The following is a 26,014-nucleotide window of genomic DNA, read 5'->3' on the forward strand; positions in this document are numbered from 1 at the left end:
TTAATCCACCAAACTTTTCTCAACCATTTCGCCTAAATCGGGAGATAAATCAAGTGCCGCAAGTTGCTTAAGCTGCTTTTTCATTAACTGTTGCCGAGTCGAATCAAAACGACGCCAACGCGTAAACGGTGTGGCTAAACGGGCAGCAATTTGTGGATTTATTTTATCCATCTGTTCTAAAATCTCTCGCAAAAAGACATAGCCACTCCCATCAGCGGCATGAAAATGACGCGGATTTGCTTGACAGAAAGCAGCGATTACCGCACGGACCTTGTTAGGATTTTTCAGGCTAAATGCCGGATGTTTAATTAGAATTTTAACGCGCGCTAAAGTATCCGTTAATTCACTGCAGGCCTGAATTGAAAACCACTTATCAAGGACCAAGTCATTTTGCGACCATTGGCGATAAAAGTTGTCAATAGCCTGTTCTCTTGCTCTGCCTTGCGAACAATTATTTAAGGCGGCAAAACTAGCAATTTGATCAGTCATCGTTTTTGCCTTGATAAATTGCTGCTGACAGATGCTTAGCGTGTGGGCTTCATCCGCTTTCATCATTAGCCCTAGACAAACATTGCGTAGCTTCCTTTTGCCATAGGCTTTAGCGTACATACCATGATCCTCTTCTTGCCAGAGGGTCAGATACGTCATTTCTAAATCCTCATAAAGATGTTTACCTAATTCAACTCGGAAAAAATCTCGGGCTTTTTCTACCGCATCCACATCAACCGTGGTCAAGGTAGCGGCTACTTCCTCAAACCCAGGAGGGATAAGTAAATCAGCTCGTAAAGCATAATCAAGGGATTCATCGTCTAAAACATGACGATAAGCGGCAAGTAATGATTGAGGAATAGTCCATTCATTGCTTGGGGTATTAAAATAATGATTAATGCAATCCAGAGCTAAGCTCTGGGCGGCATCCCATTTGGCATAACCATCTGACTCAAATCGTAGCAACGAAAGTAACTCATCTTGGCTTAGCTGGCACTTTAATTTCACTGGAGCAGAAAAATCACGCAATAAGGAAACAATCGGTTTGGCTGTCAAACCAGAAAAATGAAAGGTTTGTTGCGCTTCTCGCAGCTCCAAGACCTCTTGCTTAAGCGGCAATGATTTGCCTTGTTCATCAAATAAAGCGATTCGGATTGGAATGTGAAATGGTTTTTTCTCTTTACATTCCGGCGTTGGGGGGCAAGATTGCGTCAGAGTTAATTTGAGATTACCTGCGTCATAATCGATAGTTGCTTGAATTTCTGGAGTACCGGCTTGACTATACCAGAGTTTAAACTGCGTCAAATCCACTTTATTGGCATCTTCCATCGCTGCCACAAAATCATCAATGGTCACCGCCTGGCCATCATGACGTTTAAAATATAAGTCCATACCCCGGCGAAAACCTTCTTTGCCGAGTAAAGTGTGTTGCATACGAATGACTTCGGCGCCCTTATTATAAACTGTTGCTGTATAGAAGTTGTTAATTTCTTGATAAGAGTCAGGTCTTACCGGATGCGCCATAGAGCCGGCATCTTCTGGAAATTGGGTGCTGCGAAGCACCTTCACGTCTGCAATACGATTGACGTCACGCGAATTCATATCGCGTGAAAACTCTTGATCACGAAATACAGTTAATCCTTCCTTCAAACTTAATTGGAACCAATCACGGCAAGTGACGCGATTCCCTGTCCAATTGTGAAAGTACTCATGGCCGACAACGCCTTCAACATCGGCAAAATCTTGATCGGTGGCCGTATCCGGTCGCGCAAGAATATATTTGGAATTGAACAGATTTAATCCCTTATTTTCCATCGCTCCCATATTAAAATCACTGACTGCAACAATCATATAGATGTTTAAATCATATTCTCGACCATAAACTTCCTCATCCCAGCGCATTGCATTTTTCACAGACTCCATTGCATGGGTGCATTTGTCTTCATTACCCGGTTCCACGTAAATCCGTAAATCCACTACTTTACCTGAGCAGGTAGTGAATTTATCTTGGACACAAGCGAGGTCACCAGCAACCAAAGCAAATAAATAAGAGGGCTTTTTGAAAGGATCTTCCCATTTGACCCAATGACGACCATGGTCTAAATCGCCAGAATCAATTAAGTTTCCATTAGAAAGAAGTATGGGATACTTGGTTTTGTCCGCAGCAATACGCGTTGTATACGTTGCTAAAACATCAGGTCTGTCGAGATAAAAAGTGATTCTGCGAAATCCCTCAGCCTCACACTGCGTACAAAAAAGTTGCTGAGAACGATAAAGACCAGACAATTGCGTGTTATCTTGCGGACGAATGCGCGTGACCACTTCGAGGGTGAAGTTATCTGGGCAATTTCCGATAATTAGGTCATCTTTCTCTAAATGATAGTCATTTTTAGAAAGTTGTTTGTCATTCATCGTTATGCTGATAAGCTCTAATTCATCACCATAAAGATGTAAGTCGCCGGCACGTTGACGATGTAATCGCATGCGATTTTTAACTAAAGCATGGTCATCATGCAAATCAAAATCCAGATCGATAGTGTCTACAAGAAAACTTGGAGACTGGTAATCTTTGCGATAAGTGGTTTGTTCTGGCATAAACTTTGCTCCTGTATCTGAAAGGGCTTACAACTTTAACGTTTAATACTATACTAATCAGAGAAATACAAAAAGAATCAAAGAATAGCGTGCCCAGCGCTAGACATAAGTAAAGGGGATGGCTTATGAACACAAATGAATTTTTGGCGAATTATACAAAACGCTTTGTTGATGATAAAGCGGAAGAATTAAGTCTGGATGAATACCTAGAATTGTGTCGTAGTGATCCTTCTGCCTATGCGAACCCTGCTGAACGCTTATTAATGGCGATTGGCGAACCAGAAATGATTGATACTCGCCATGATCCAATACTTTCCCGTATTTTTTCTAATAAAGTCATGCCGCGCTATCCTGTTTTTAATGAATTTTATGGCATGGAAGAACCTATCGAACAGATTGTTGGTTTTTTAAAACATGCAGCTCAAGGTCTAGAAGAAACCAAACAAGTCCTTTATTTGCTCGGTCCAGTGGGGGGCGGTAAATCATCGCTAGCGGAAAAGTTAAAAGATTTAATGGAAAAAGTTCCCTTCTACGCGATCAAAGGCTCACCCGTCTTTGATTCCCCGCTTTCTTTATTTAATCCGGATGAAGACGGCGAATTGTTACTTGAGCGCTTTAATATCCCAACCAGGCATTTACGTTATGCCATATCGCCCTGGGCTGTTAAACGTTTACACGAATACAACGGCGACATTAGCCAGTTTCGTGTGATCAAAGTTAAACCGTCACGCATGAAGCAAATTGCTATCGCCAAAACGGAACCGGGAGATGAAAATAATCAGGATATTTCTTCTCTAGTCGGCAAAGTCGATATTCGTAAATTGGAAGAGTTTTCTCAAGATGACCCCGATGCCTATAGTTATTCCGGAGGGTTATGCCGCGCAAACCGCGGTATGCTTGAATTCGTTGAAATGTTCAAAGCACCAATCAAAGTCTTGCATCCACTATTAACCGCTACCCAAGAAGGTAACTATAACGCGACAGAAGGCTTATCAGGCTTACCCTTTGAAGGGATTATCGTTGCCCACTCTAACGAATCAGAATGGCAAACGTTCCGTAATAATAAAAACAACGAAGCCTTCATTGACCGTATTAACATTGTTAAAGTACCTTATTGTCTACGTGCTAGTGAAGAATTGCGCATCTACCAAAAATTACTGGATAACAGCTCGCTGAAAGAGGCATCCTGCGCACCCGGTACCCTGGATATGCTTGCCCAATTTTCAGTATTAACCCGTTTAAAAGAGCCACAAAACTCAAGCATTTATTCCAAAATGCGTGTTTATAATGGTGAATCATTAAAAGATACCGACCCCAAAGCAAAATCCTATCAAGAATACCGTGATTTTGCCGGTGTTGATGAAGGAATGAGCGGCATATCAACTCGTTTTGCTTTCAAAATTTTATCGAAGGTTTTCAACTTTGATCATTCTGAGGTTGCCGCTAACCCGGTTCATTTGCTCTATGTGTTAGAGCGTCAAGTTGAACAAGAGCAATTCCCACAAGAATTACATGAAAAATATTTAACGTTTATCAAAGAGCATTTAACACCGAGATACGTTGATCTCATTGGCAAAGAAATTCAAACCGCCTATCTTGAGTCTTACTCAGAGTATGGTCAAAACATTTTTGACCGCTACATTACTTATGCGGATTTTTGGATTCAAGACCAAGATTATCGCGATCCGGATACTGGCGAAATCTTTGATCGCCCATCACTTAATTTAGAGCTAGAAAAAATAGAAAAACCAGCAGGAATATCCAATCCCAAGGATTTTCGTAATGAAGTGGTGAATTTTGTACTCAGAGCTCGAGCCAATAATCATGGTAAAAATCCGGTGTGGAATAGCTATGAAAAATTAAAATCGGTCATTGAGAAAAAAATGTTTACCAATACCGAAGACTTATTACCTGTGATTTCTTTTAATGCCAAAGCGTCTGAAGACGATAAGAAGAAGCATGAAGAATTCATTGCGCGAATGGTCGATAAAGGCTATACCCGTAAACAAGTCAGGCTATTGTGCGAATGGTACCTACGGGTTAGAAAATCACAATAATCACCTCACTGACTTTAGCGGGCGCTGAATAAGGACGGATTTTTATGTCGCAACTGATAGATAGACGGCAGAATGCAGGTAAGAAAAGCACAGTCAATCGCCAACGCTTCCTGCGCCGTTACAAAAGTCAAATCAAACGCGCAGTATCCGATGCAGTAGGTAAACGTAGTATTACGGAAATTGATCAAGGGGAACAAATTAGTATCCCTGCCAAGGATATCTCTGAACCCCGGTTTCACCGTGGTCAGGGAGGGCGAATTGAGCGTATTTTACCGGGCAACGATGAGTTTATAACAGGCGATCGAATCAAGCGTCCCTCTAATGGCAACGGTGGTAGCGGCAGTCAGGCCAGTGACACAGGCGAAGGAGAAGATGACTTTGTTTTCGAACTATCGCGCGAAGAATTCCTTGAATTATATTTTGAAGACTTAGAGCTTCCTGATTTGATAAAAAAAGAATTAGCACGCCTCACCACTTTTAAAACTGTGCGAGCAGGAGTTAGCACCAGCGGTATTCCTGCCAATATCAATGTTGTTCGCTCCATGCGTCAAGCTGCAGGAAGACGAATGGCTTTAGCTTCTCCTTATAAACGACAATTACGCGAAGCCGAGGAAGAGTTAAAACAACTCGAAGTCTCACCCAGCCCCGACAAAGTGGATTTATTGCGTTTACAACGAGACATTGAATTTTTGAAAAAGAAAATCAAAACCGTGCCTTTTATCGACACGATCGATCTTCGTTACAATAACCGCATTCGCATTCCAGCCCCATCAACTCAAGCTGTAATGTTTTGTGTCATGGACGTATCAGGTTCGATGGATGAGGCAAAAAAGGATGTGGCCAAACGCTTTTTTATTTTGCTCTATCTTTTTCTTACCAAAAACTATGAAAAAATCGAGCTGGTTTTTATTCGCCACCATACATCGGCAAAAGAAGTCAATGAAGAAGAATTTTTCTATTCTCGTGAAACGGGTGGAACAGTCGTCTCGAGCGCTCTGGAATTATTGCATAACATTATCGAAGCTCGCTACCCACCAGCATCGTGGAATATTTACGTTGCTCAAGCATCGGATGGTGATAATTGGAATGCGGACTCCCCGTATTGCCAAGAACTCTTGCAAGAAAAAATTATGCCTTTGCTGCAATATTTTGCCTATATCGAAATTATGCCTCGTCACCACCAAAGCCTATGGGAAGTTTACCAGCAAGTGAAAAATAACTATCCAAATTTCGCTATGGAAAATATTGATAATGTCTCTGATATTTATCCTGTGTTTCGCGAATTATTCAAAAGGAAGACGGCATGAGGAGAAAGAAACCTTTATCGACTGGTGCTGAGTGGACGTTCGAGCTTATTCAAGCCTATGATAAAGAAATTGCAGAGCTAGCAAAAGATTTCAAATTAGATACTTATCCTAATCAGATTGAAATTATCTCAGCTGAGCAGATGATGGACGCCTATGCCTCGGTGGGTATGCCAATTGGATATCATCACTGGTCATTCGGCAAACATTTTGTGGGGGTCGAGAAAAGTTATAAACGCGGACAAATGGGTTTAGCTTACGAATTAGTTATTAACTCTAATCCCTGTATTTCCTATCTCATGGAAGAAAATACTATGGCGATGCAAGCTTTAGTCATCGCCCATGCTTGCTATGGCCATAATTCTTTTTTTAAAAACAATTATCTTTTTAAAATGTGGACCTCCGCGGATGCCATCATTGATTATTTGGTTTTTGCAAGAAATTATATTAGTGAATGCGAAGAACGCTTTGGTATTGATGAGGTAGAAACAATTCTCGATGCCTGCCATGCCTTAATGAATTATGGAGTCGACCGCTACAAACACCCTACCAGTTTATCCATGCAGGAAGAAAAAATTCGCCAGCAAAATCGTGAGATTTATTTGCAATCACAGGTTAATGAGTTGTGGCGTACTATTCCTCAAGGCAAGCATGTGGATGAAAATGGGCATAAAAAACGCTTTCCAGAAGAGCCACAAGAAAACATCCTTTATTTTATTGAAAAAAATGCTCCTCTATTAGAATCTTGGCAACGTGAACTTGTGCGAATCGTCCGCAAAATAGCTCAATATTTTTATCCTCAAGGTCAAACTAAAGTGATGAACGAGGGTTGGGCTTGTTTTTGGCACTATACCCTTTTGCATGGGCTTTATGATAAGGGACTAGTCACTGATGAATTTATGTTGGAAGTACTGCAAAGTCATACCAATGTAATTATGCAACCTTCCTTTAATAGTCCTTATTTTAATGGCATCAATCCTTACACCTTAGGCTACCATATGATGCAGGACATTAAACGCATTTGCGAAAATCCAAGCGAGGAAGATAAGCATTGGTTCCCTTATTTAGCAAATACTGATTGGCTTACTAGTCTTGATCTTGCTATGCGCAATTTTAAGGATGAGAGTTTTATCGCCCAATATTTATCACCACGATTAATAAGGGATTTGAAGTTATTTTATATTGTCGATGACGATAAAAATCCGGATTTAATGGTGGGGGCTATCCATGATGAGCATGGCTATCAAACCATACGTGAATCCTTGTCGCGGCAATACAATCTCGGTTATCTCGAACCTGATATCCAAGTGTATTCGGTAGATGTAGAAGGCGATCGTTCTTTAATGTTGCAATACGCCCAACATAATCGCGTACCCCTAGGCACAAATACTCAAGAAGTGCTAAAACATCTTTATACCTTATGGAAATTCCCAGTGACTCTACAAGCAGTAGACCTACAAGGGCAAATTACTGGCGAATACCATTGCCCCGCCTTGCCGTCCAGGAAACCGACGGCGAAAGATACGCCTACTTAATTTGGCGTATCAAGCAAACCGTAGCTGGAGGCCAGGGCCTTGGACCAACTTACATTAATTAAGCAGTAGATCATCCACAACTTCTAAACAAAGCTCGTCGTACTGCTCCAAATCCTGGTTTTCTTGACGAATAGCTTGCATTTGGTAAATGGTTTCTTTGATTTCGATAGGCAAGTTTTCATCAGGTTCGTGCTCGCCCGGCCATGCTGCGTCACGAGTTGCTTTATCAGGCCAGCGTGAATAAGCTACCCAAAGCCCATCCTCACCTTTATGTAAACAGCAACCAATTGCACCGCGATGTTTTACAAAATAATTAACAATCGTACGCCAATACTGCTCATAACTTTTCTCTTGTTGCGGTTTCAATTTGAAACGATAAATGACTGCGAACATAACCTTCCCTTGTTGTATCCTCATTTTCACCTATATCCGCACGGCCTCAAAAAAATGAGGCCTGAAGCGCAGTGCTATTTACTTAGCTAACTCAATGGTGAATGCTAAAGCTAATTTAGTGAAATTGACCAAGTGTTCGGTATTCAATAAGCTCATCGTATCTGCGCCAGTATGGATGTAGGGATTATGATCGGCAAAACTGGTTTCACAAGGGAAAGCAGCCGGAATACCTGCAGCCATCCATGAAGCGTGATCACTGCAGCCATAACCGCATTTTGAATAGGCGACGGGGACCTTGATGTAGGTTTGGATTAACTCTGCCAAAAAACCACTCAACTGCGGGTCAGTATAATCACGGAAAATCCACATTGTAGGGTCTGTATCATCACTGCGATAGCCTGTCATATCAAATTGGATAGCTGCTTTCACAGGAATTTTTTTATCCATGAAATCTTGAACAACAAACTGGGAACCAACTAAACCGCGCTCCTCAGCAGCATACCAAACGATATAGATAGGGTGTTTAAACTTCGTTTGCGATGCTAATAAAATACGGGTCATTTCCAGAATAGTTGCTGAACCACTGGCATCATCACCCGCGCCTGGCATGCGACCGTCCAAAGTATCCATATGAGCACCGATAACAATAGCCGGTTCCTTGTTGTCTTTGCCAATCACGGTGACTAATGAAGGTTGACTATATCTAGTACCTGTAGCCACAAAATAAGTTTCAGTATCTTGACGACCATATTCCATAGCCAAATGCTCAAACTGCGATTTCAACCATTCTGCTGCTTCTACGCCAGTCGGTTGTGACGCAGATCGATTGTAATAGCTCGTTAAATGAGTCAGCGTTTGCCAGATAATAGCAGCGTCAATTTTGGATAAGGCTTTATTAACAGTAGCTTTATGCTGGATTTTATAGCCTTGCTCTGATTTAACCAGTGTTTTAACATCAGGCTTTAATAGCAGTTTAGTTGCCAGCTGCTGCTTTTTGGTTAGCTCAAGCCTTGCAAAATGATGGCTGAGATTCACGAATCGCCCACAGCCAGCCTGGTCCGCTAATAAGGCTAATGGATTGATCTCGCTTGAGGGTAGTTCGATGATTTTAAACTCACCGTTCTCCGCAAGTACGGGATAAGTTTGAGATAATTTTGCTGCTAAACATTGAGGTAATTGTATCTGCTCTATAGGTGGTGTTTGGGCAGAGACTAGAGGGCTTAATGCCATGAGCAAACCACTAGCAAGGTATCTTAGCCTAAGAAAACAAAACATCTTTTCTCCAGAAAAGGGATAAAAATTTGCACTGATAGTACACGAGAATGAAAAGGATGCAATATTAAATGCTTGGTTGCACCCTCGCTCAGCATTACATGGCGGTCGGGTAAAAAAAAGATTGGGGGGAGCCTAGGCCCAACTCTATTTTTTGACCGGGGGCTAATAGTGTTATTTCAGGATTACTAAATCTTTTTCACTATTTGATAATAGAGTTTATCCGGACTCGTCTTATTTAATTCATCATGGGGATTCATTTCTAAAACAGAAGTGAGGAAAATGGTTTTTTGCCAGATTTGCAGATTATTAAATCGGTATCGTTCTTTGGATACTAAAATTAAAATTCTTCCTTCGGTTTCTTTAACATTTCCCCAATATTTATACATCAAACTATTAGTACCAAAAATATGCGCACCTATAATGGGGTAAATCGAATCGGATTGTCCATGTTGAAAAAATTTTTCCTGATAAAAAGCAAATTCACTACCAATATTGTAGGTATCCAAAGGCACTATAATAGGAGAACTCTTAGTATTAAATTCTATATCTTTAGCCAGATTTTGTATTTGAGAAGTTAAATTCTCCCAGGGTAATTGTTTAGCAAAAGTGTATTGATGAATTGCTTGCGGTTTGCCGAAATAAACACAATAAATAATGCTGGCATAAAAAAACAGCAATCCACTTAGTGTAAAGACCCAATTTTTACTCATTGAAAAGCGATTTTTATAGTCTTCATTCATTAATATTTGCAACCAGGGAATAATTGCCAAAAGACTAGGTCCTATCCAATTGAGTTTAAGCTCGTGGAACAAACTAAATACGGAAAAAACGAGAAGAGGAATCAGACTAAATAGTTTTAAAAACCGTTTATTATTATCACTTATTTTTATCGCGGGTGAAAATTTGTTACTAACTAATTGCCACCCTTCCCAGACACCGATTGGGGCTAGAAAAACAATTACTAATCCGACTAGTGCATGGAAAGAAAAAACATAGTGATTTTCTAATCTTCGTTTACTTTGAAATAAGAATGAAGCCCATTCATGAGTCCAATTCCAATAAATAACGGGCATAAATAATATAATAGCGAACAACGCGCACAAATAAGGTTCTTTACGGCTAAACCATTTCCGTGAAAAAAGTATCATATAAATAAGGGTTGAAAACCCTAGCAGAGCAATTGTATATTTCGATAAAAGCCCCAGACCAATCCATAATCCAGCCCAATACCAACTATTCGGCTTCTCTAAAACAAGTGCTTGATAAAGAAAATATAAGGTTGCAGACCAGCATAAAATGAGGGGTACATCTGGTGTAATAATTAAAGAGTGAATGAAGAAAAATGGGAGAATTGATAACAAAAGTATTGAATACTTTCCTGTGCCTTTTTGAATTAATTCCGTTAATCGATAACTAAAAAAAACTGTTAATAGCCAACAAGGAATCGTCGCGACTCGAACACCTAATTCATTGGTTCCGCAAATTAAAGTGCCCAATTTTATGAGTAAAGCAACCATTGGAGGATGATCGAGATAGCTAAAATCCAAATGGTTAGAATAGTTCCAATAATACGCTTCTTGGACCAATAAATCGGCCTTTAAAATAAAAAATAGTCTCAACAAAACAGAGATAGTTATTAAGAGAATTGGAACTTTAAAATTGCTTTTCATAACTTCAATACTTAGGACAAGCTAATATAGCGTTTTAATTCGTTGAATCGTAGATTGCATAATACCCGAATTGAATCAAATATGCTGTAAGCAGGTAACTTACTTTTGCCTTTTTGTCTGTCGATAAAATGAATTGGATATTCTAAAATAGAGAGTTTATTTTTATGCAATAACCATAAAAGTTCTATTTTATAGGCATAATTTTGCGATATAAACGCTGAAGGCAATGCTTGGATGAGCGCATTTTTGCGCGTTACTCTAAAGCCACTAGTAAAGTCTTTATACTCTCTCGTCAACATTAAACGAGCAACCTGGTTGCCTAAAATGGATAATAGTTTTCGGCTCCAAGCCCAGTTTTTTGCAATGCTCCCGCCCATGATATAACGACTACCAATGACCACATCATAGTGTTGTAGCGCTGCAAACATTGGCGGAAGATAGATGGGTTGATGTGATAAATCGGCGTCGAATTCAACAATAACATCCGCCTGTAACTCATTTAAAGCATAAGTCATCGCCTGAAAATAAGCAGAACCTAGACCTGATTTTGATTCTTCTGTTTTGACATGTAATTGAGAAAAGGTTTTTTGCAGTTTGTATAAAATATCCTGCGTTCCATCATTAGAATTGCTATCAAAAACTAATACTTGGACCTCTAAATTAGAAACATGAGCTACTTCGAGAAACACTTTTTCTATAGTTTCCTCAATAATAGCGGCTTCATTGTAGGTAGGAATTATAATTACAGCTTTTTCTTTGTTCATTTGGAGGATACTCAAACGTGATCCTTAGCTTTAAAGGCCATTATTTCTTTCTTAAAATTTATTGTCAATTTATACAAGCTATAAATTCTAAGAAACCTATTGTTTGTTTAAATAAATCGAACGGGATGGTCCCATTAAAATCCACCTTAGGCCACAATGCTTTTTTTTTAATCTCATTCTTATTGATAATCATTTTCATTTGTTATAAAGTTTCACTTCCTCTTAAAACTGCTTTGCGGGGTGAATAATGACTCTAAGAAAACTACTCTACTATATAAACCTAAGAAAACTACTTTACTATACCCTTATTTTACTTTTTACCGCCGGCGCCAGCTTAATTATCGCTTTTTTAAGCTTCACGGGTCTATTGGCGATCGTGTCTGCTCTTCCTTTAGCGATTAGCTGTTTCTTTTTATCCGGTGCCTATGAGGGAGAAATTTATCTACAAGGCATTAAAGGCGCTCTTAATAAGTTATATTTTAAGCCAAATTATCTAATGTATTATCTTGCTAACGAATATCTCCTGAAGTTATTTGCTAAAGGGCTTATTGATACGTCAGCAGAGAATTGTCCGCAATATTTTAAAGATTATGAAACCCTAGTGCGCTTATTGCATAAGTTCGATCATAAACACTTAGATGAAGCTTCAAAACTGCGCAAAAAGCAAATTGAAAAAACATTGCGTGACATGGAAAAATGGTTTGCTGTTCAATTGTTTTCATTGGATGAAGATACCGAATTAACCCGGTATGCATCTGAGCTGCGTGCTTGTCTCAGAGAGAACGGGCAGGCAGAGGTTCAAGCACTACTACAATCTCGACAAAAAATATTTAATGGTGTCAAAATATTCAGTGTGCTAGCCGGGATCTTCATGAGCTTGGGCACGACCTATCTTTTAGTCGATGCCTTTGCTGTTCTTCCTATCCTTGCAGCAATATCAATTACAACTTTGCCTGCAATAATTATCCCTCTGGCTATTTTAGCTGGCGCGGCTTATACCTTCCTCATTTATAATGCAGTAACCGATATGATTAATAACGATTCACTGCGTAAAGGGTATAGCAAAGTACGTAAGGATCTCGATAAAGGAATAACAGTCCGTAGCGTCACCATAGCAGTTTCTGCTGTGGTTTTACTTTCTTTAACCGTTGCTCTTACTGTCTGTACGGCAGGTACTTGGTGGACCGTCGCTAAACATACTCGCCCACTCTATGCTTGGATGGGTAAAATTCCCAATATTATTGCCAGTGGTATTGCTCTTATTACTGGAATTGCCCAGCTTTTCTTTAACCTGGAAAATGTCATTACCTCATTGAAACTTATCCGTGATGCTTTTAAAGCAGAAGACGGTTTTTGGAAAAGGATGGGGCATATCTTTTCTAAAGAATTTAAGGCTTTGCGCAACAATGAAAATCTGCTGCAATTACTCAATTTACCGCGTTTAATTTTACTCCTGACGTTTGTCCCATTGCGTCTAATTTTATTTTTAGGTCATTTAATCAGCATTGCAGTCTCTTCAGACAGAGTTCCTGGTATCCCTGAAACTGTTTCGACAGGGCTTGGATTTACTAGCGAATTTTTTGAAGATTTGCATTTTTTCCTCGGCGATCTTTTCCATAGTCATAAACATGGCCATGACACTAAAAGTCTTATTAAAGAGCGACTTAAAGAAGGCCATGGGCATGATCACAGTACAGATATCCCAACTCAGTTGCTTAAACTGCTCTTTTTTCCACTTTTTTACGCTGCAGCAGGTTGGGATTGGGCGGCGACACGCTTAATGACAAAACCTCAGCAAGAATGTGATCTTTTGCAAATGGATACCAAACCGCACAAATTTAAGGAGTTAGCACTACAAGGCAAAAGCGCAGTGATTTTACATAATGATCAACTCTATTATGCCGACGTAAACAAGGAAAAAGTCACCAAGATTAAGTCAAATGAAACTAATCAAGATGCAATTGCCGAGCTCAAATCAGCAATAACTGAACCCCATGAATCAGCAAATGCTCAACAGCTTGATCTTATCTTTTCTCTAACAGGCATCCACAATAGTGACACAACCCTTTCATGGGATGAAGCTTTGCGAAGGCAAACAGGGAAAGCCAAAGAAGAATCAATCACTTTCAAAAAGGAGGCTAAACAATCCTCTGCTGAATGGAAAGTGGAGCATTCTGCTCAGCAAATTTCCAAATATATCGACAAGCATTTAAGCGCGGTGAGTTTAGATCCTCAGGGGCTTGCGTCAGGGAAAATTGAAAAATTGAAACAGCTTCGTAGTAACCTTCTTCATCTGGATAACCCATCTGAAGAAAGCATTAAAGACTGTATATCTGCCGACGCCGAAACGAATAAAGATGAATTCTATAACAAGCAGCGACACGATTACTCTTTCTTCCGAGCCGAGGGCAATACACGTACACAAACCTTCCTTGAAAAAGACTTACCTCAACGAATTGGCGCACCTGCAGCTTAATCTTGAGGGAGATCCTCTAACTCCGCGAAAGCGAGTGTCTAAAAAAAGTAGGTTGGCCAAGGTCCAACCTACGACTGCTCTAATAAATTCTTTAATCCCGCCAAATGCGATTGGGCCAGTGCTTTTGATTTGGCTTCATTACGCTCGCCTTTTCCGAACCATTCCAACTGATCCTGGGGTAATTCCTCTAAAAAACGGCTTGGCAGGCAATCTTGTAACTCGCCTAAACGCCGACGTTGTTTTGCCAAAGTAAAACATAAACCTTTTTGCGCGCGGGTAATACCTACATAGGCAAGGCGGCGCTCTTCTTCAATTTGTTCAGCATCGATGCTCACACGATGGGGTAATAGTTCCTCTTCCATGCCAACCAGATAAACAAAGGGAAATTCCAAGCCTTTTGACGCATGCAAAGTCATCAATTGTAGGCTTTCGGCATCCTGTTCATCAGATTGTTCTAAAATATCAATCAATATAAGTTTGTTGACTACATCGGCCAAATTATTGCTAGGATCCTTAGCGAGCAATCGCCCTACCCATTCCACTAATTCCCAAACATTATCCATGCGCTTTTGGGCCTTTGCAGGCGTGTCACATTGCTCATAAATATAGGCTTCATAGCCACTGTCCTCAACCATTTGGCGTAAAACCTCGACAACCGATTCAGTCTGAGTGCGTGTCTTAATATGCTCGAACCACCTTTTAAATCCTTGTAAAGCCGCTCGCGGCTTATCGGCGAGATGCTCGCCTAGGGCCAGATGTTCGGCACAGCTATATAAGCTTTGCCCTCTTGATTGCGCATAATGCCCCAAAGCATCCAAACTCGTATCACCAATGCCCCGTTTTGGCGTATTGATAACTCTTAAAAAAGCAGCATCGTCTGCTTCATTACAAAGTAACTTAAGATAAGCAAACACATCTTTTACTTCAGCACGAGCAAACCAGGATTGTCCGCCACTAATGCGATAAGAAATACCATGATGGCGCAGCACTTTTTCGAACACGCGTGATTGGTGATTACCGCGATATAAAATGGAGTAATCTCCATATTGAGTACGCTGACGTAATTTATGACTAATCAAATCGGCGACCACTTGCTCTGCTTCATCATTTTCATCTTTACAACAGAGAACGCGTAATAATTCCCCATGACCTAATTCAGACCATAACTTTTTTTCGAACAGATGGGGGTTGTTAGCGATTAAATGATTCGCTACATGCAAGATTCTACTGGTGGAACGGTAGTTTTGTTCCAATTTAATCAACTTTAAACGGGGATAGTCTTGCTTTAGCTGAGCTAGATTCTCGGGCTTTGCCCCGCGCCAAGCATAGATGGATTGGTCATCATCACCCACAACCGTAAATTGTGCTCGCGCGCCGACCAGTAATTTCACTAGTCGATATTGGCTGGTGTTCGAATCTTGATACTCATCAATCAATAAATGACGAATTTTATTTTGCCAATATTCGAGGGCTTCTGGATGATCGGCTAAAAGCTTAACTGGTAAACGAATAAGATCATCAAAATCGACTGCATTATACGCTTTTAAAGCTTGCTGATAACGTGGATAAATGAGTAAAACCTCATCCCAAATTGGGGTAGTTGCTGGATAATGAGCGACCTCTTCAGGGTCTAACAAATCATTTTTCCATTGAGAAATTTGATGCTGAACCTGCATCAGGTAGTCACGATCACTTGCTTTACCCACTGGCAAAAAACTTCGCAAAAGCTGCTGACAATCTTCGCTATCAAAAATAGAAAAACCCTTTTTTAAAGCGCACAAAGCTACATTTCGTTTTAGAATACTTAAACCTAGAGTATGAAAGGTGGCCACTTTCAAGCCGCGTCGACTAGATGCTGGTAGTATTGAAGCCACACGCGCACGCATTTCATTGGCTGCTTTATTGGTAAAAGTCACTGCGCAAATGGTGTGTGCAGCGTAACCGCATTGCTCAATGAGATAGGCAATTTTTTGAGTAATCACCCGTGTTTTGCCACTGCCTGCTCCGGCCAATACCAACAATGGACCATCGATGTATTTAACCGCCGCCATTTGTTGTGAATTAAGCATGTCTTCGCCCGAACAAAAAGGGAGCATTATCGCGCGCCCAGCGCAGGCAGGCAATCTTCTTTATGCTAGAATAGTAGATTAATTGATTTTAAAGTATCTTGAATTTAGAAGGCTACTATGAAAGACACAGATTCTCTGCAACGTTTTATGTTTGAGCATGCCAGTATTCGCGGTGAAATTGCTCATCTGAAAGAAACTTATCAAACGATTTTAAATCAACGACCCTATCCACCGATGGTGAAGAATTTATTAGGAGAAGCCATGATTTCCTGTCTTCTTTTAACAGGAAGTATTAAATTTGAAGGGGATATAAGTCTGCAGTTTCAAGGAGATAAGCGGCTACCTTTACTGCTTGTTCAGTGTAATCATCAATTACATTTAAGAGCCTTTGCACTTTATCAAGAAAATCTTGAAATCGCTGATTACGCAGAAGCCTTTTTAAAAGGCAAAATGGTTTTAACCATTAACCAACATAACAGCACTAAAGCCTATCAGAGCATGGTTCCGCTCCAATCGACCTCGATGAGTGAGAATTTAATGTATTATTTTGCGCAATCAGAACAGGTCGCTACTCGTTTGTGGTTAGCAGTCAACGACGATATGGCGGCAGGTATGTTGCTGCAATTAATGCCCGATCAAGATACAGTTCAACGTGAACAATTTTGGGAGTATGCAGTCCAGCTCGGTCAAACGGTCAGTGAAGATGAATTATTGAATTTAAATAACGAAACGCTTTTACATCGCTTGTACCATGAAACAGAATTACGCATTTTCGATAGCCGCAAAGTCAGTTTCAAATGTCGCTGTAGTGAAGAGAAAATGAAAGATGTATTGAAAATTCTTGGTGAAGAAGAGGCGCAAAAATTATTACAGGAAAAAGGGAAAGTAGAGATAAGCTGCGATTTTTGTAATAAACAGTATAGCTATGATCCTATTGATATTACGATGTTATTTCGTAAGCCTTGAGAGGATTAGTCTAGGAATCTGGTTCCCCGCGCTCGACGCCGCAGGTTTACGCTGTTATAAACTATTTTCCTTACTTAAAGTCATTGTCACTGCATGGGGGGTCGTAAATATCAAACCAGAAGCACCCCGCTTGTGGAGGGTTAAAATCAGTGATTGGCGAGGAGCATCTCGGTTTGGAATGGTAGAAAGTCTATTGTACTGGAAGATCTGGTGGAGAAATAATGACGCTGTCCACAGCAGAAAATTGAAAGAACTCATTACGCATCGCTCGTAATATTTGTTGCATCGTCAAAAATTGTTCGCTTAATTGAAAATATAATCCTGCTTGGCTTTCGTACAATTCCCCAACGGTTAAATAAGCTGCTTGGCCCATATCAGCGAAATAATTCAAGCTGACATTGCGCTTCTTGGCCATACCTGGAAAAAGACCGCAAAAAAGTAAGCTTTTATCACCCACCTCGCGTAACAATTCAGCCTGCCGACGTCTTGTGGTTCGTAGTGATTCAAGAAAATCGAGCGCCATAACGGATTCAATTAATTGACTACCTTGAGAAAAACGCATAAGCAGAAAAACCAAATAACTTTCCGTGTTTTCGTTAAGCACTAAATCAGTTGTGGCCTGCGCTTCATTCACCAATGCATGCCATTGACTCATCTCGGTGGGATGCAAAATTAACTTTCCCATTATATCCCCCTGCCTATACTTCCTAACTTTAGTGTAGCAAACTGTATACCAGAAATAGTTAATCCTTTTTTAAGCCTTCACACCATAGCGCCGCAGATCTCAGCAAGAGAAAACTTTGCATGTTCCATCACCTACTATTATCAGTTCCATTTAAGATCCCAGGCGTCGTATACACGGTTCCATTACTATTCACATTGTTCGGTACAGTATTAGGTCCAACTGAACCGGGATTATAGTAACGTACCCCGCTATCATTCACATTAAAGTGAACTGCATTTTTCTGTTGAGGTACACCACTAGGAGCAGCGCTACCCGGTAACGACACTTGGGTTGGATCCGCATTGGCAGCCGGTGCAAAGAAAACGATAACCACTGTTATTAGTGCAACTAATGCACCATTAAATAACCTGTTCATACCAACCTTCCTGCAAAACTTGTTTCCCTACTTTAAGTTTAGTTTCTTTTTTACTAAATGGAGGGCCTTGTTTTCGCTTTGTAGATAGAGATACCTCCAAAACTAATCTCAATCATAAGTCCATTCCCCGACCTCATCCACTAAGACCTTAGAGCCATCCGTCACTTTAAGATGGCCATCTTCAGAGATAAAATAAATGGTATTGCCATTGGTGAATTCATAGCCAAGAGAATGACAGGGAGTTACTTTATCGGCACACATTTGCATAAGTTGCCTGCCGACTAAATGAATGGTCGCCTTTTTTTCTTTATTGGTTCCATCATAACTTGCCCGTTCACAACCCGCTTCAGACTTAGAATCCAGGCAGTTAATTAATATTCTAAAATGAGCCGTATCCAAAGTTCGAGCCACTGCTGATCCCCACACAAGTGAACTCAGTAATCCCATGATTATTATTTTCATTTCATATCCTTATAATTTAAATCGAATGGATATACTTATAGCCTAGTCTAAAACCAAACTTTTGCGGTTAAATTCCGATAAGTTCAAATAGACCATAGTGAATTTGATTGGAAGATTTTTCTAAGGCAATCGGCTCTACAAAGCTATCCATAAAATGCTGCCAAAAATCATAATAGAGATGGCTTTGCAAAGGATGATCATCAGAGATGGGAAAACAGGGACCATGGTTTGCTTCTAAAAGCCATAAATGTCCTTGATCATCGACGATAAAATCAAAGCCATAAATTGCTAAATGACGACGTTTATCGCAGACAAAAGCTTGGGGATGTAGTTGCTTTAATCCCTTAATAACAGAGGAGATAAGGGTTTTAATTTGCGGATACAAGCTTGCAAATAACTCAAAACGCTGCGAAGGGATTTGGATCACATTGGACTCCTCTTCCTCTAGGTGCTCATTGGTTAAATGGGGTCGCAAATCAGAAAAATCCTCCGGCGCGAAGCGGTGCATGGCCACATTAAAATAGCCATGAGGATACAAATAGGTGCCGGCATAATTGGTGATAACAACAAACATGCGAATACTGTATTTGCGATCATCTCTTAATAAATGGGGATGGGTAATATACTGCTGTAAAACATGCTCGCCACCTAAGCGTTTAGAACTCAAATAATGCAGCTCAAGCTCGCTTAATTTCTTAAAAATTTTAATCTCTTTTCCATTATTAAGAAGAGCCGGTTTCAGAATCCACGCCAAATCATCAATTAGATCAGCAAATTGATCGTGGAATAAATAATATTTATTGGCAATTTTATTTAAAACTAGCGGCCAATTTTCATCATTAATACAATAGGTTATTGGCATCACTTCAGGGCAATACTGTGTAACGAGCTTCGCCAATAAGTGTTTAAATTCAAGCGACTCTGCCGCTTGGGCATTAAACTGCAGATTATCATCGCTAAAATTAGCTTGCTCTTGAGAAGAACAGGTCTGCCAACCTCGCTCTTGCAAATAACGATGTAAATTATAATGCGTAGGGGACTGTGTTTGTTCTAAGCAAAATAGAAGTTCGCTATTCATCATCAAAAATTCCTCTCATACTAGCCAGAATAACAACTCAGATCTTTGCTAAATCTCGCTTAGCAGAAAGTATAGTTGAATTGATAATATAGCCTAAACTACCTGCCACTAGCCCCCAAAATGCAGCGCCAATACCCAATAAAGAGATACCCGAAGCAGAGATAAGAAAAGTAATGAGCGCTGGCTCGCGGTGAGTTTCATCATCAACTGCCAATTTTAAACTTCCACCTATTGCATTTAATAAAGCCAAGCCCGCTATCGCTAACACTAATTCTTTGGGAAAAGCAGCGAATAGAGCCACAACAGTAGCACCGAAGATACCTGTTATTACATAAAATACACCAGCCCAGACCGCAGCACGATAACGTAGCTTGGGATCCGGGTCAGCATCTTTACCCATGCAAATTGCCGCGGTAATGGCTGCTAAGTTAAGCGCATAGCCTCCAAATGGGGCAAGGATTAAAGTAGTAAGCCCTGTCCAGCTGATTAAAGCTGAGATCGGCGGATTATAACCCGAGGCATGCAGTGCCGCTACACCGGGAATATTTTGCGACGTCATGGTCACTATGAATAACGGAATACCAATACTCATCAGCACGGGCCAAGAAAATTCAGGCATAACAAATTGTGGTGTTGATAGAGCGACATGAAAATTCGCTAAATTAAATAAACCCGCGTAACTGGCAATGAAAATACCTAATAACAAAGAAAAAATAATGACATAACGAGGAAATAAGTGCTTGCCCACTAAATAACTGACGAACATTGCAATCACTAAGACGAATTGATGTTCCATTGCTACAAATAAATTCATCCCAAACTGTAATAAAATGCCGGCAAGCATTGCCGAGGTCAGTGAACGCGGAATCCGGGCCATAAGCTTTTCAAACCATCCGGTAAATCCTGATAGGATGATAAGTAATGCTGAAAAAATAAACGCTCCTATCGCTTCAGGCATCGATACGCCTGTTAAGCTTGTAGCCAGTAGCGCAGCGCCCGGTGTTGACCAGGCAGTTAATATTGGAACGCGATATAAAAGTGAGAGTCCGATGCTTGTTATACCCATGCCGAGTCCGAGCGCAAGCAACCACGAACTCACCTCAGCAGAATTAGCACCCGCTGCCGCTGCCGCTTGAAAAATAATCACTACGGAGCTGGTAAAACCAACCATGACCGTCACAAATCCTGCAGTAAGATTGGCAAAAATGAACTTATTGAACATAATGGTCTTCCTAGTGGAAAAATTGTGCGCTATAACGCACATTCTATCTTAACCCAAGCTTGTGCGCTATAACGCACATACTTTTTTGGAGTTATTTTGAAAAATATTTCCCATCATATCGCTGAAACCTTAAAAAAATTACGTCATCAACAGGGCTGGAGTTTGGACAAAACGGCGCAGGAAACGGGGGTTAGCAAAGCAATGCTAGGTCAAATTGAACGCGGGGAATCCAGTCCCACTGTGGCCACACTCTGGAAGATCGCCAGTGGTTTTCAAACCTCATTTTCTTCTTTTATCGAGGAATTCCCTATTGAATCCGCAGGCATGATTTATCGTTCGGTTCAAACTCAAAGCCTCAGTCACGTTAATGAAAAAATTCACATTACAACGCTTTTCCCTTTTGATCAACAATTGCGCTTCGAGCTTTTTTCGATTGAATTACCACCCGGCTGTGAGCACTTATCAACGGCTCACGAGCCAGGGGTGATTGAACATGTTATTGTAGTGAGTGGAGAGATGGAGGTATTGCTGAATAATATTTGGCAAACTTTACAGCAAGGAGATGCCTTACGTTTTACTGCCAACCAAGCACACGGCTATCGCAATAAGGGCTCTGTCAGCGCGGTTTTCCACAACATTATTCATTATCCAACTTAGACAGAATAACCCATCGCCACGTTTTGCTCATAGTTTATCAGCGTACAATCTGGGCGAATCTCTTTTTTATAGTCTTCATATGCACTTCGGAACGCATCTTCCTCCAAGCGGGTTTGAAAATATTCGATAGCATGGGTATCTCGATAACTAACTGCTAGATCAAGCCAATCAAATCCCACTGTCCAATCTCTTTGAATGTCAACGCTATCAAAATCAACGTAAACATTTTTATCCATAACGGTTTTTAGCATTTTAATATCAGCAAACTGGATGAGAGCTACTTCAAATTGAGCTCCACTATAACGCTGTCTGCGACTAGAAATGTTTCTAATGCGTGAAGCGTCTCTGATAGCTTCAGCAAAATAGTCATTAAACGTTATTTCTATAATCTCTGGTTTACTGGATTGTTTAGATTTAGAAATTTTAGAAGTTAATTGGTCTTTCTGTTTAGATCGGGGATTTTTCTCGCCAAAAAAACTGATTTGTTTCCTCTCTTTAGGCATGATGATTACTCGCTCAAAATTATCACAATCGCACGCTTATGCTTGCATAAACGGCAATTTTAATTCATTTTTTGCAGATAACAACCATTTTTTGTAGGCAGCAGTTACTATTAACTGCCCCCATGACGGGTTCTACCACAATGATAAAACCAAGCAAATACCAGGCGGTGTAACAGTCCCATGCCCATTCCTCACCATAAATAGCCGAAGCCCTGACGAACTCAGGGTATACATCCATACATTCAACTCATGGTAGAGTTTTTTAATCAACAAGGCGCCCAATTCCCTCACAACAGCCTAATTAAACTTGCAAATTGCACGCAAATTGTGTATAAAGGAAATTGCCTGCAATTTATTTGTACATTAAGACAACAAAAGAATGAACGATTTATTAGTGATACAGTCTACTTTTTCAGTTCTTCCAATCGAGGTAAGTACTCTCGCTGTCGTCGTTGTTGTGGCCCCCGCGGCCATCTAACTAACCCCCCCCACAATTCGCTTTTAACACCTAACCAAACCAAAATTGGGAAACAGGACATGCAACAACAATACAAATCCATTTTAATCTACGGCTTCGCAATCTTCGCGATGTTTTTTGGCTCCGGCAATCTAGTTTTTCCACTGCAAATTGGCTTTGCAGCCGGCGATGGCTGGGTTATGGGCTTTGTTGGTCTTCTTTTAACAGGGATTTTACTCCCCCTTATGGGACTTTTTGTTATCAAACTATATCAAGGAAATTACCATGCTTTCTTTGGCAGTGCTGGAAAGTTAGCAGGAATCCTTTTACCTCTTATCATGCTTTCACTTCTTGGCTCATTTGGAGTCGTACCCCGTTGTATCACTGTGGCCTATGGCAGTTTGAGTTATCTTATGCCGCAAATAAAGTTAATGCCTTTTAGCCTTTTGTTCTGTTTTATCACCTTTGTTTTTTGTCTCAATGATAAAATGATGATCAAAATTTTGGGAAAATGGATGAGTCCCATCTTACTCATTACCTTAATTCTCATGATTGTTATTGCTGCAATTAAAGCGCCTAGTCCCGAAACCACGGTCTTAGCCAAGACTGCATTTATGAATGGCTTTACTACTGGTTATCAAACAATGGATTTATTTGCCGCCTTTTTCTTTTCAGCACTAATTTTTACGCAAATCCAGCAACAGCTACCCAGTGCAACCAATCGAGAAATTCTTTTGTTTGCGATTAAGCCGAGTATTTTGGGCGCGTCGCTGCTTGCTTTAATCTATTTTGGTTTTGTCTTTTTAGGCTCACATTACACCTCGCTCCTAAAAAATACCTCTCCTGAATTGATGTTACCCAGTATTGCCTCTCAGGCAATGGGTACCTATGCCACTCTATTCATCGGCATTGCTATGTTTTTTTCTTGCCTGACAACAGCAGTTGCTTTAAACAACTTATATGCTCGATATCTTTGCTCCCTTTTAAAAATAAAAGAGGATAAATTTTATATTCTTCTGCTTATAACGACGGGAGTCTCTTTTGTGATTTCTCTCCTCGATTTTAAAGGAATTGCAGCCTTCCTATCTCCCATTCTCGAGCTAACTTATCCCGGTGTTATCGCGCTGACTGTCATGGCGATTTTGCTCAAAGAAAGGCATTTTTTGAAAAAAACGGTATTTTATATGATGACCTTTTTTATGTGTGTTCCGATGGCTATTCATTGAAGGTTTGTATAATCCGTTCTGGCTGAGGAGGCCGGTAGTCTGTCTCGACGTCTTATTCTGATTAAAATAGTTAGTTGGACCTTGCTGGCGAATCCCGTGGCTTGACCACGGGGGCGATTCGAATAGAGCTAGAAAAGCATTTGTGAACAAGATCGATGGCCCCGTGGTCAAAGCTACAGGGATCCGCTTGTAATAACTCCATTTTCCTCTTAGCTCAATGAATTTGTTGAGCCAAAGCCCAACCTACGTAGGATTTACAGAGCAATCCGTGTATAATGTCAAATCCATGAACAATACTCTGCTTTTGCTTCACTGCTCAAAAGATAGATAGCCCGCTTTATCGCTCAAAATAGGTCAATTATGATTGAACAAATTCGAAATATAGCCATTATCGCGCACGTCGATCATGGTAAAACTACATTAGTAGACAAATTATTGCAACAAACCGGCACCTTGAACGAACGCGCCCCCAAGGTCGAACGTTTGATGGATTCTAACGCTTTAGAAAAAGAACGTGGAATCACCATCTTAGCTAAAAACACCTGCGTACACTGGCACGGTCACCAGATTAATATCGTTGATACTCCTGGACATGCCGATTTCGGTGGAGAGGTCGAGCGTATTTTATCGATGGTTGATAGTGTTTTACTCTTGGTTGATGCAGTCGATGGCCCTATGCCACAAACACGTTTTGTTACTCAAAAAGCTTTTGCGCGCGGCTTAAAACCAATTGTCGTTATTAATAAAATCGACCGCCCAGGCGCTAGACCTCATTGGGTTATGGACCAGGTATTTGATTTATTTGATAACCTTGGCGCTACCGATGAGCAATTAGATTTCCCTGTCGTTTATACTTCTGCTTTAAATGGCTATGCCAAATTGGACTTGGAAGATGATTCCACCGATATGGCACCCCTATTACAAACGATCATTGATCGCGTTGCACCTCCAGATGTGGATGAAGAAGGTCCATTCCAGATGCAAATCAGTTCCTTGGATTATTCATCTTATGTGGGCACAATTGGTATTGGCCGGGTTCGTCGAGGCCACATTAAAGCCAAGGCCCCGGTGAAAATTATTGATAAGGAAGGAAACATACGCAATGGCCGTTTGTTACAACTTCTTGGTTTTAAAGGACTTGAACGAGTCGAGATCGAAGAAGCTAATGCCGGCGACATCATTGCGATTACAGGCATAGAACAACTTAATATTTCTGACACCGTCTGTGATCCAAATGTTGTTGAAGCTTTACCCGCCCTAACCGTGGATGAGCCGACAATTAGCATGACCTTTCTCGTTAATGATTCACCTTTTGCGGGACAAGAAGGAAAATTTGTTACTAGCCGAAAAATTCGTGAACGCTTACAAACTGAATTACTTCATAACGTTGCATTGCGCGTAGAAGATACTGAGGATCCCGATAAATTTAGAGTATCGGGGCGTGGTGAGTTACATTTATCAATTCTCATTGAAACCATGCGCCGTGAAGGGTTTGAATTAGCCATTTCCAAGCCCGAAGTAATCATGCGTGAAGAGAATGAAGAGATTTTGGAGCCTTACGAACGTTTAACGGTTGATGTCGAAGAAGCGCATCAAGGCAGCATTATGGAAAAACTGGGTGAGCGACGTGGTGAACTCCAAAATATGTTACCTGATGGTAAAGGCCGTGTACGCTTGGATTATATTATTCCAACTCGCGGTTTAATTGGCTTTCATACTGAATTTTTATCAAGTACCTCCGGTACTGGATTAAATTACCACGTTTATGATCACTACGGACCTGCGGTACGTGGTCGCATTGGCAAGCGAAACAATGGAGTACTCATCGCGAATTGCCAAGGTACTGCTCGTGCATTTGCCTTGTTCAACTTACAAGATCGTGGCCGCCTATTTATCGAACCTCAAGTGTCATGCTATGAAGGGATGATTGTTGGTATTCATGCTCGTGATAATGACTTAGTGGTTAATGTCACCAAAGAAAAGCAATTAACTAATATCCGTGCCTCAGGAAGCGATGAAAACATCATTCTTACCCCGGCAATTAAGCTTTCCTTGGAGCAAGCACTCGAGTTCATTGATGATGATGAATTGGTGGAAGTTACTCCCCAATCAATTCGTTTGCGCAAAAAATCGTTGAAAGAAACTGAGAGGAAGCGGGCATCCCGAGCGGCAAGCGAAGATTAATGCATGCTAGACTAATTATTAGTGGCAGAATGA

The 26,014-nt window shown here is 40.6% G+C and carries 21 protein-coding genes; 8 read left to right on the forward strand and 13 right to left on the reverse strand.

From position 1 onward, the window contains the following. Entirely contained in the window at positions 1-2,583 is a 2,583-nt protein-coding gene (pepN, locus tag Ldro_RS08120) for an aminopeptidase N (protein WP_058495890.1), read from the reverse strand. A 125-nt stretch (positions 2,584-2,708) separates the two neighbouring features. Between pepN and Ldro_RS08125 the strand changes: the two genes are divergently transcribed. Genes Ldro_RS08125 through Ldro_RS08135 form a run of 3 tightly spaced genes read left to right on the forward strand, consistent with a single transcriptional unit; the run spans position 2,709 to position 7,479 of the window. After that, positions 2,709-4,640, forward strand: a complete 1,932-nt coding sequence (locus Ldro_RS08125; RefSeq protein ID WP_058495891.1) for a PrkA family serine protein kinase — start codon at positions 2,709-2,711, stop codon at positions 4,638-4,640. 44 nt (positions 4,641-4,684) lie between these two features. Continuing rightward, positions 4,685-5,947 carry a YeaH/YhbH family protein gene (locus Ldro_RS08130; protein ID WP_058495892.1) on the forward strand — a complete coding sequence of 421 codons (1,263 nt, stop codon included), beginning with the start codon at positions 4,685-4,687 and terminating at the stop codon, positions 5,945-5,947. Beyond that, entirely contained in the window at positions 5,944-7,479 is a 1,536-nt protein-coding gene (locus tag Ldro_RS08135) for a SpoVR family protein (RefSeq protein ID WP_058495893.1), read from the forward strand. The genes Ldro_RS08130 and Ldro_RS08135 overlap by 4 nt, the downstream gene beginning before the upstream one ends. A gap of 54 nt (positions 7,480-7,533) precedes the next feature. On the opposite strand, the gene Ldro_RS08140 is transcribed toward Ldro_RS08135, so the two are convergent. From Ldro_RS08140 to Ldro_RS08155, 4 genes are all read right to left on the reverse strand, one after another. Continuing rightward, positions 7,534-7,872, reverse strand: a complete 339-nt coding sequence (locus Ldro_RS08140; protein WP_058495894.1) for an antibiotic biosynthesis monooxygenase family protein — start codon at positions 7,870-7,872, stop codon at positions 7,534-7,536. A 78-nt stretch (positions 7,873-7,950) separates the two neighbouring features. Next, the gene (gene lapA / locus Ldro_RS08145) at positions 7,951-9,147 is read right to left on the reverse strand and encodes an aminopeptidase LapA (protein WP_058495895.1); all 1,197 of its coding nucleotides are present in this window, start codon (positions 9,145-9,147) and stop codon (positions 7,951-7,953) included. Between the two features lie 185 nt (positions 9,148-9,332). Next, the gene (locus Ldro_RS08150) at positions 9,333-10,817 is read right to left on the reverse strand and encodes a glycosyltransferase family 39 protein (RefSeq protein ID WP_058495896.1); all 1,485 of its coding nucleotides are present in this window, start codon (positions 10,815-10,817) and stop codon (positions 9,333-9,335) included. A gap of 11 nt (positions 10,818-10,828) precedes the next feature. After that, positions 10,829-11,581: a polyprenol monophosphomannose synthase gene (locus Ldro_RS08155; RefSeq protein WP_058495897.1), complete on the reverse strand. Its 753-nt coding sequence runs from the start codon at positions 11,579-11,581 to the stop codon at positions 10,829-10,831. A gap of 247 nt (positions 11,582-11,828) precedes the next feature. Here Ldro_RS08155 and Ldro_RS08160 point away from each other — a divergent pair, with 247 nt between their 5' ends. Then, entirely contained in the window at positions 11,829-14,057 is a 2,229-nt protein-coding gene (locus Ldro_RS08160) for a hypothetical protein (RefSeq protein ID WP_058495898.1), read from the forward strand. A gap of 68 nt (positions 14,058-14,125) precedes the next feature. Here Ldro_RS08160 and Ldro_RS08165 read toward each other — a convergent pair whose 3' ends face one another. Next, positions 14,126-16,126: a UvrD-helicase domain-containing protein gene (locus Ldro_RS08165; RefSeq protein WP_058496095.1), complete on the reverse strand. Its 2,001-nt coding sequence runs from the start codon at positions 16,124-16,126 to the stop codon at positions 14,126-14,128. 117 nt (positions 16,127-16,243) lie between these two features. On the opposite strand from Ldro_RS08165, the gene hslO reads away from it, so the two are divergent. Further along, entirely contained in the window at positions 16,244-17,092 is an 849-nt protein-coding gene (gene hslO, locus Ldro_RS08170; RefSeq protein ID WP_058495899.1) for an Hsp33 family molecular chaperone HslO, read from the forward strand. Between the two features lie 190 nt (positions 17,093-17,282). On the opposite strand, the gene Ldro_RS08175 is transcribed toward hslO, so the two are convergent. From Ldro_RS08175 to Ldro_RS08195, 5 genes are all read right to left on the reverse strand, one after another. Next, on the reverse strand, positions 17,283-17,777 hold the full coding sequence (locus Ldro_RS08175) for a hypothetical protein (protein WP_058495900.1): 495 nt from the start codon (positions 17,775-17,777) through the stop codon (positions 17,283-17,285). Positions 17,778-17,904: 127 nt separating this feature from the next. Beyond that, complete coding sequence (locus Ldro_RS08180) at positions 17,905-18,192, reverse strand: hypothetical protein (protein WP_058495901.1); 288 nt, start codon at positions 18,190-18,192, stop codon at positions 17,905-17,907. A 108-nt stretch (positions 18,193-18,300) separates the two neighbouring features. Beyond that, positions 18,301-18,654 carry a hypothetical protein gene (locus tag Ldro_RS08185; protein WP_058495902.1) on the reverse strand — a complete coding sequence of 118 codons (354 nt, stop codon included), beginning with the start codon at positions 18,652-18,654 and terminating at the stop codon, positions 18,301-18,303. Between the two features lie 67 nt (positions 18,655-18,721). After that, positions 18,722-19,735: an ATP-grasp domain-containing protein gene (locus tag Ldro_RS08190; RefSeq protein WP_058495903.1), complete on the reverse strand. Its 1,014-nt coding sequence runs from the start codon at positions 19,733-19,735 to the stop codon at positions 18,722-18,724. A 34-nt stretch (positions 19,736-19,769) separates the two neighbouring features. Beyond that, on the reverse strand, positions 19,770-20,954 hold the full coding sequence (locus Ldro_RS08195; protein ID WP_058495904.1) for a benzoate/H(+) symporter BenE family transporter: 1,185 nt from the start codon (positions 20,952-20,954) through the stop codon (positions 19,770-19,772). A 96-nt stretch (positions 20,955-21,050) separates the two neighbouring features. Here Ldro_RS08195 and Ldro_RS08200 point away from each other — a divergent pair, with 96 nt between their 5' ends. Beyond that, positions 21,051-21,611 (forward strand): helix-turn-helix domain-containing protein, encoded by a 561-nt coding sequence (locus tag Ldro_RS08200; RefSeq protein WP_058495905.1) that lies wholly within the window; start codon positions 21,051-21,053, stop codon positions 21,609-21,611. Here the strand turns inward: Ldro_RS08200 and Ldro_RS08205 are convergent. Together Ldro_RS08205 and Ldro_RS16320 are read right to left on the reverse strand one after the other, a co-directional pair. Further along, a complete protein-coding gene (locus Ldro_RS08205) occupies positions 21,608-22,114 on the reverse strand; it encodes a hypothetical protein (RefSeq protein WP_058495906.1) in 507 nt (168 codons plus the stop codon). The genes Ldro_RS08200 and Ldro_RS08205 overlap by 4 nt on opposite strands. A 64-nt stretch (positions 22,115-22,178) precedes the next feature. Then, positions 22,179-22,352 (reverse strand): hypothetical protein, encoded by a 174-nt coding sequence (locus Ldro_RS16320; protein ID WP_157066475.1) that lies wholly within the window; start codon positions 22,350-22,352, stop codon positions 22,179-22,181. Between the two features lie 299 nt (positions 22,353-22,651). Here Ldro_RS16320 and Ldro_RS08210 point away from each other — a divergent pair, with 299 nt between their 5' ends. Together Ldro_RS08210 and typA are read left to right on the forward strand one after the other, a co-directional pair. Continuing rightward, on the forward strand, positions 22,652-23,797 hold the full coding sequence (locus Ldro_RS08210; RefSeq protein WP_131764244.1) for a branched-chain amino acid transport system II carrier protein: 1,146 nt from the start codon (positions 22,652-22,654) through the stop codon (positions 23,795-23,797). 360 nt (positions 23,798-24,157) lie between these two features. After that, on the forward strand, positions 24,158-25,981 hold the full coding sequence (gene typA / locus Ldro_RS08215; protein ID WP_058495908.1) for a translational GTPase TypA: 1,824 nt from the start codon (positions 24,158-24,160) through the stop codon (positions 25,979-25,981). Positions 25,982-26,014 lie beyond the last annotated feature (33 nt).

This window comes from Legionella drozanskii LLAP-1, assembly GCF_001467585.1.
GTDB lineage: Bacteria > Pseudomonadota > Gammaproteobacteria > Legionellales > Legionellaceae > Tatlockia > Tatlockia drozanskii.

Coding starts and splice junctions, on each gene's coding strand:
- pepN (WP_058495890.1), bottom strand. CDS start 2,583: ATGCCAGAACAAACCACTTATCGCAAAGATTACCAGTCTCCAAGTTTT.
- Ldro_RS08125 (WP_058495891.1), top strand. CDS start 2,709: ATGAACACAAATGAATTTTTGGCGAATTATACAAAACGCTTTGTTGAT.
- Ldro_RS08130 (WP_058495892.1), top strand. CDS start 4,685: ATGTCGCAACTGATAGATAGACGGCAGAATGCAGGTAAGAAAAGCACA.
- Ldro_RS08135 (WP_058495893.1), top strand. CDS start 5,944: ATGAGGAGAAAGAAACCTTTATCGACTGGTGCTGAGTGGACGTTCGAG.
- Ldro_RS08140 (WP_058495894.1), bottom strand. CDS start 7,872: ATGTTCGCAGTCATTTATCGTTTCAAATTGAAACCGCAACAAGAGAAA.
- lapA (WP_058495895.1), bottom strand. CDS start 9,147: ATGTTTTGTTTTCTTAGGCTAAGATACCTTGCTAGTGGTTTGCTCATG.
- Ldro_RS08150 (WP_058495896.1), bottom strand. CDS start 10,817: ATGAAAAGCAATTTTAAAGTTCCAATTCTCTTAATAACTATCTCTGTT.
- Ldro_RS08155 (WP_058495897.1), bottom strand. CDS start 11,581: ATGAACAAAGAAAAAGCTGTAATTATAATTCCTACCTACAATGAAGCC.
- Ldro_RS08160 (WP_058495898.1), top strand. CDS start 11,829: ATGACTCTAAGAAAACTACTCTACTATATAAACCTAAGAAAACTACTT.
- Ldro_RS08165 (WP_058496095.1), bottom strand. CDS start 16,126: ATGCTTAATTCACAACAAATGGCGGCGGTTAAATACATCGATGGTCCA.
- hslO (WP_058495899.1), top strand. CDS start 16,244: ATGAAAGACACAGATTCTCTGCAACGTTTTATGTTTGAGCATGCCAGT.
- Ldro_RS08175 (WP_058495900.1), bottom strand. CDS start 17,777: ATGGGAAAGTTAATTTTGCATCCCACCGAGATGAGTCAATGGCATGCA.
- Ldro_RS08180 (WP_058495901.1), bottom strand. CDS start 18,192: ATGAACAGGTTATTTAATGGTGCATTAGTTGCACTAATAACAGTGGTT.
- Ldro_RS08185 (WP_058495902.1), bottom strand. CDS start 18,654: ATGAAAATAATAATCATGGGATTACTGAGTTCACTTGTGTGGGGATCA.
- Ldro_RS08190 (WP_058495903.1), bottom strand. CDS start 19,735: ATGATGAATAGCGAACTTCTATTTTGCTTAGAACAAACACAGTCCCCT.
- Ldro_RS08195 (WP_058495904.1), bottom strand. CDS start 20,954: ATGTTCAATAAGTTCATTTTTGCCAATCTTACTGCAGGATTTGTGACG.
- Ldro_RS08205 (WP_058495906.1), bottom strand. CDS start 22,114: ATGCCTAAAGAGAGGAAACAAATCAGTTTTTTTGGCGAGAAAAATCCC.
- Ldro_RS16320 (WP_157066475.1), bottom strand. CDS start 22,352: ATGGATGTATACCCTGAGTTCGTCAGGGCTTCGGCTATTTATGGTGAG.
- Ldro_RS08210 (WP_131764244.1), top strand. CDS start 22,652: ATGCAACAACAATACAAATCCATTTTAATCTACGGCTTCGCAATCTTC.
- typA (WP_058495908.1), top strand. CDS start 24,158: ATGATTGAACAAATTCGAAATATAGCCATTATCGCGCACGTCGATCAT.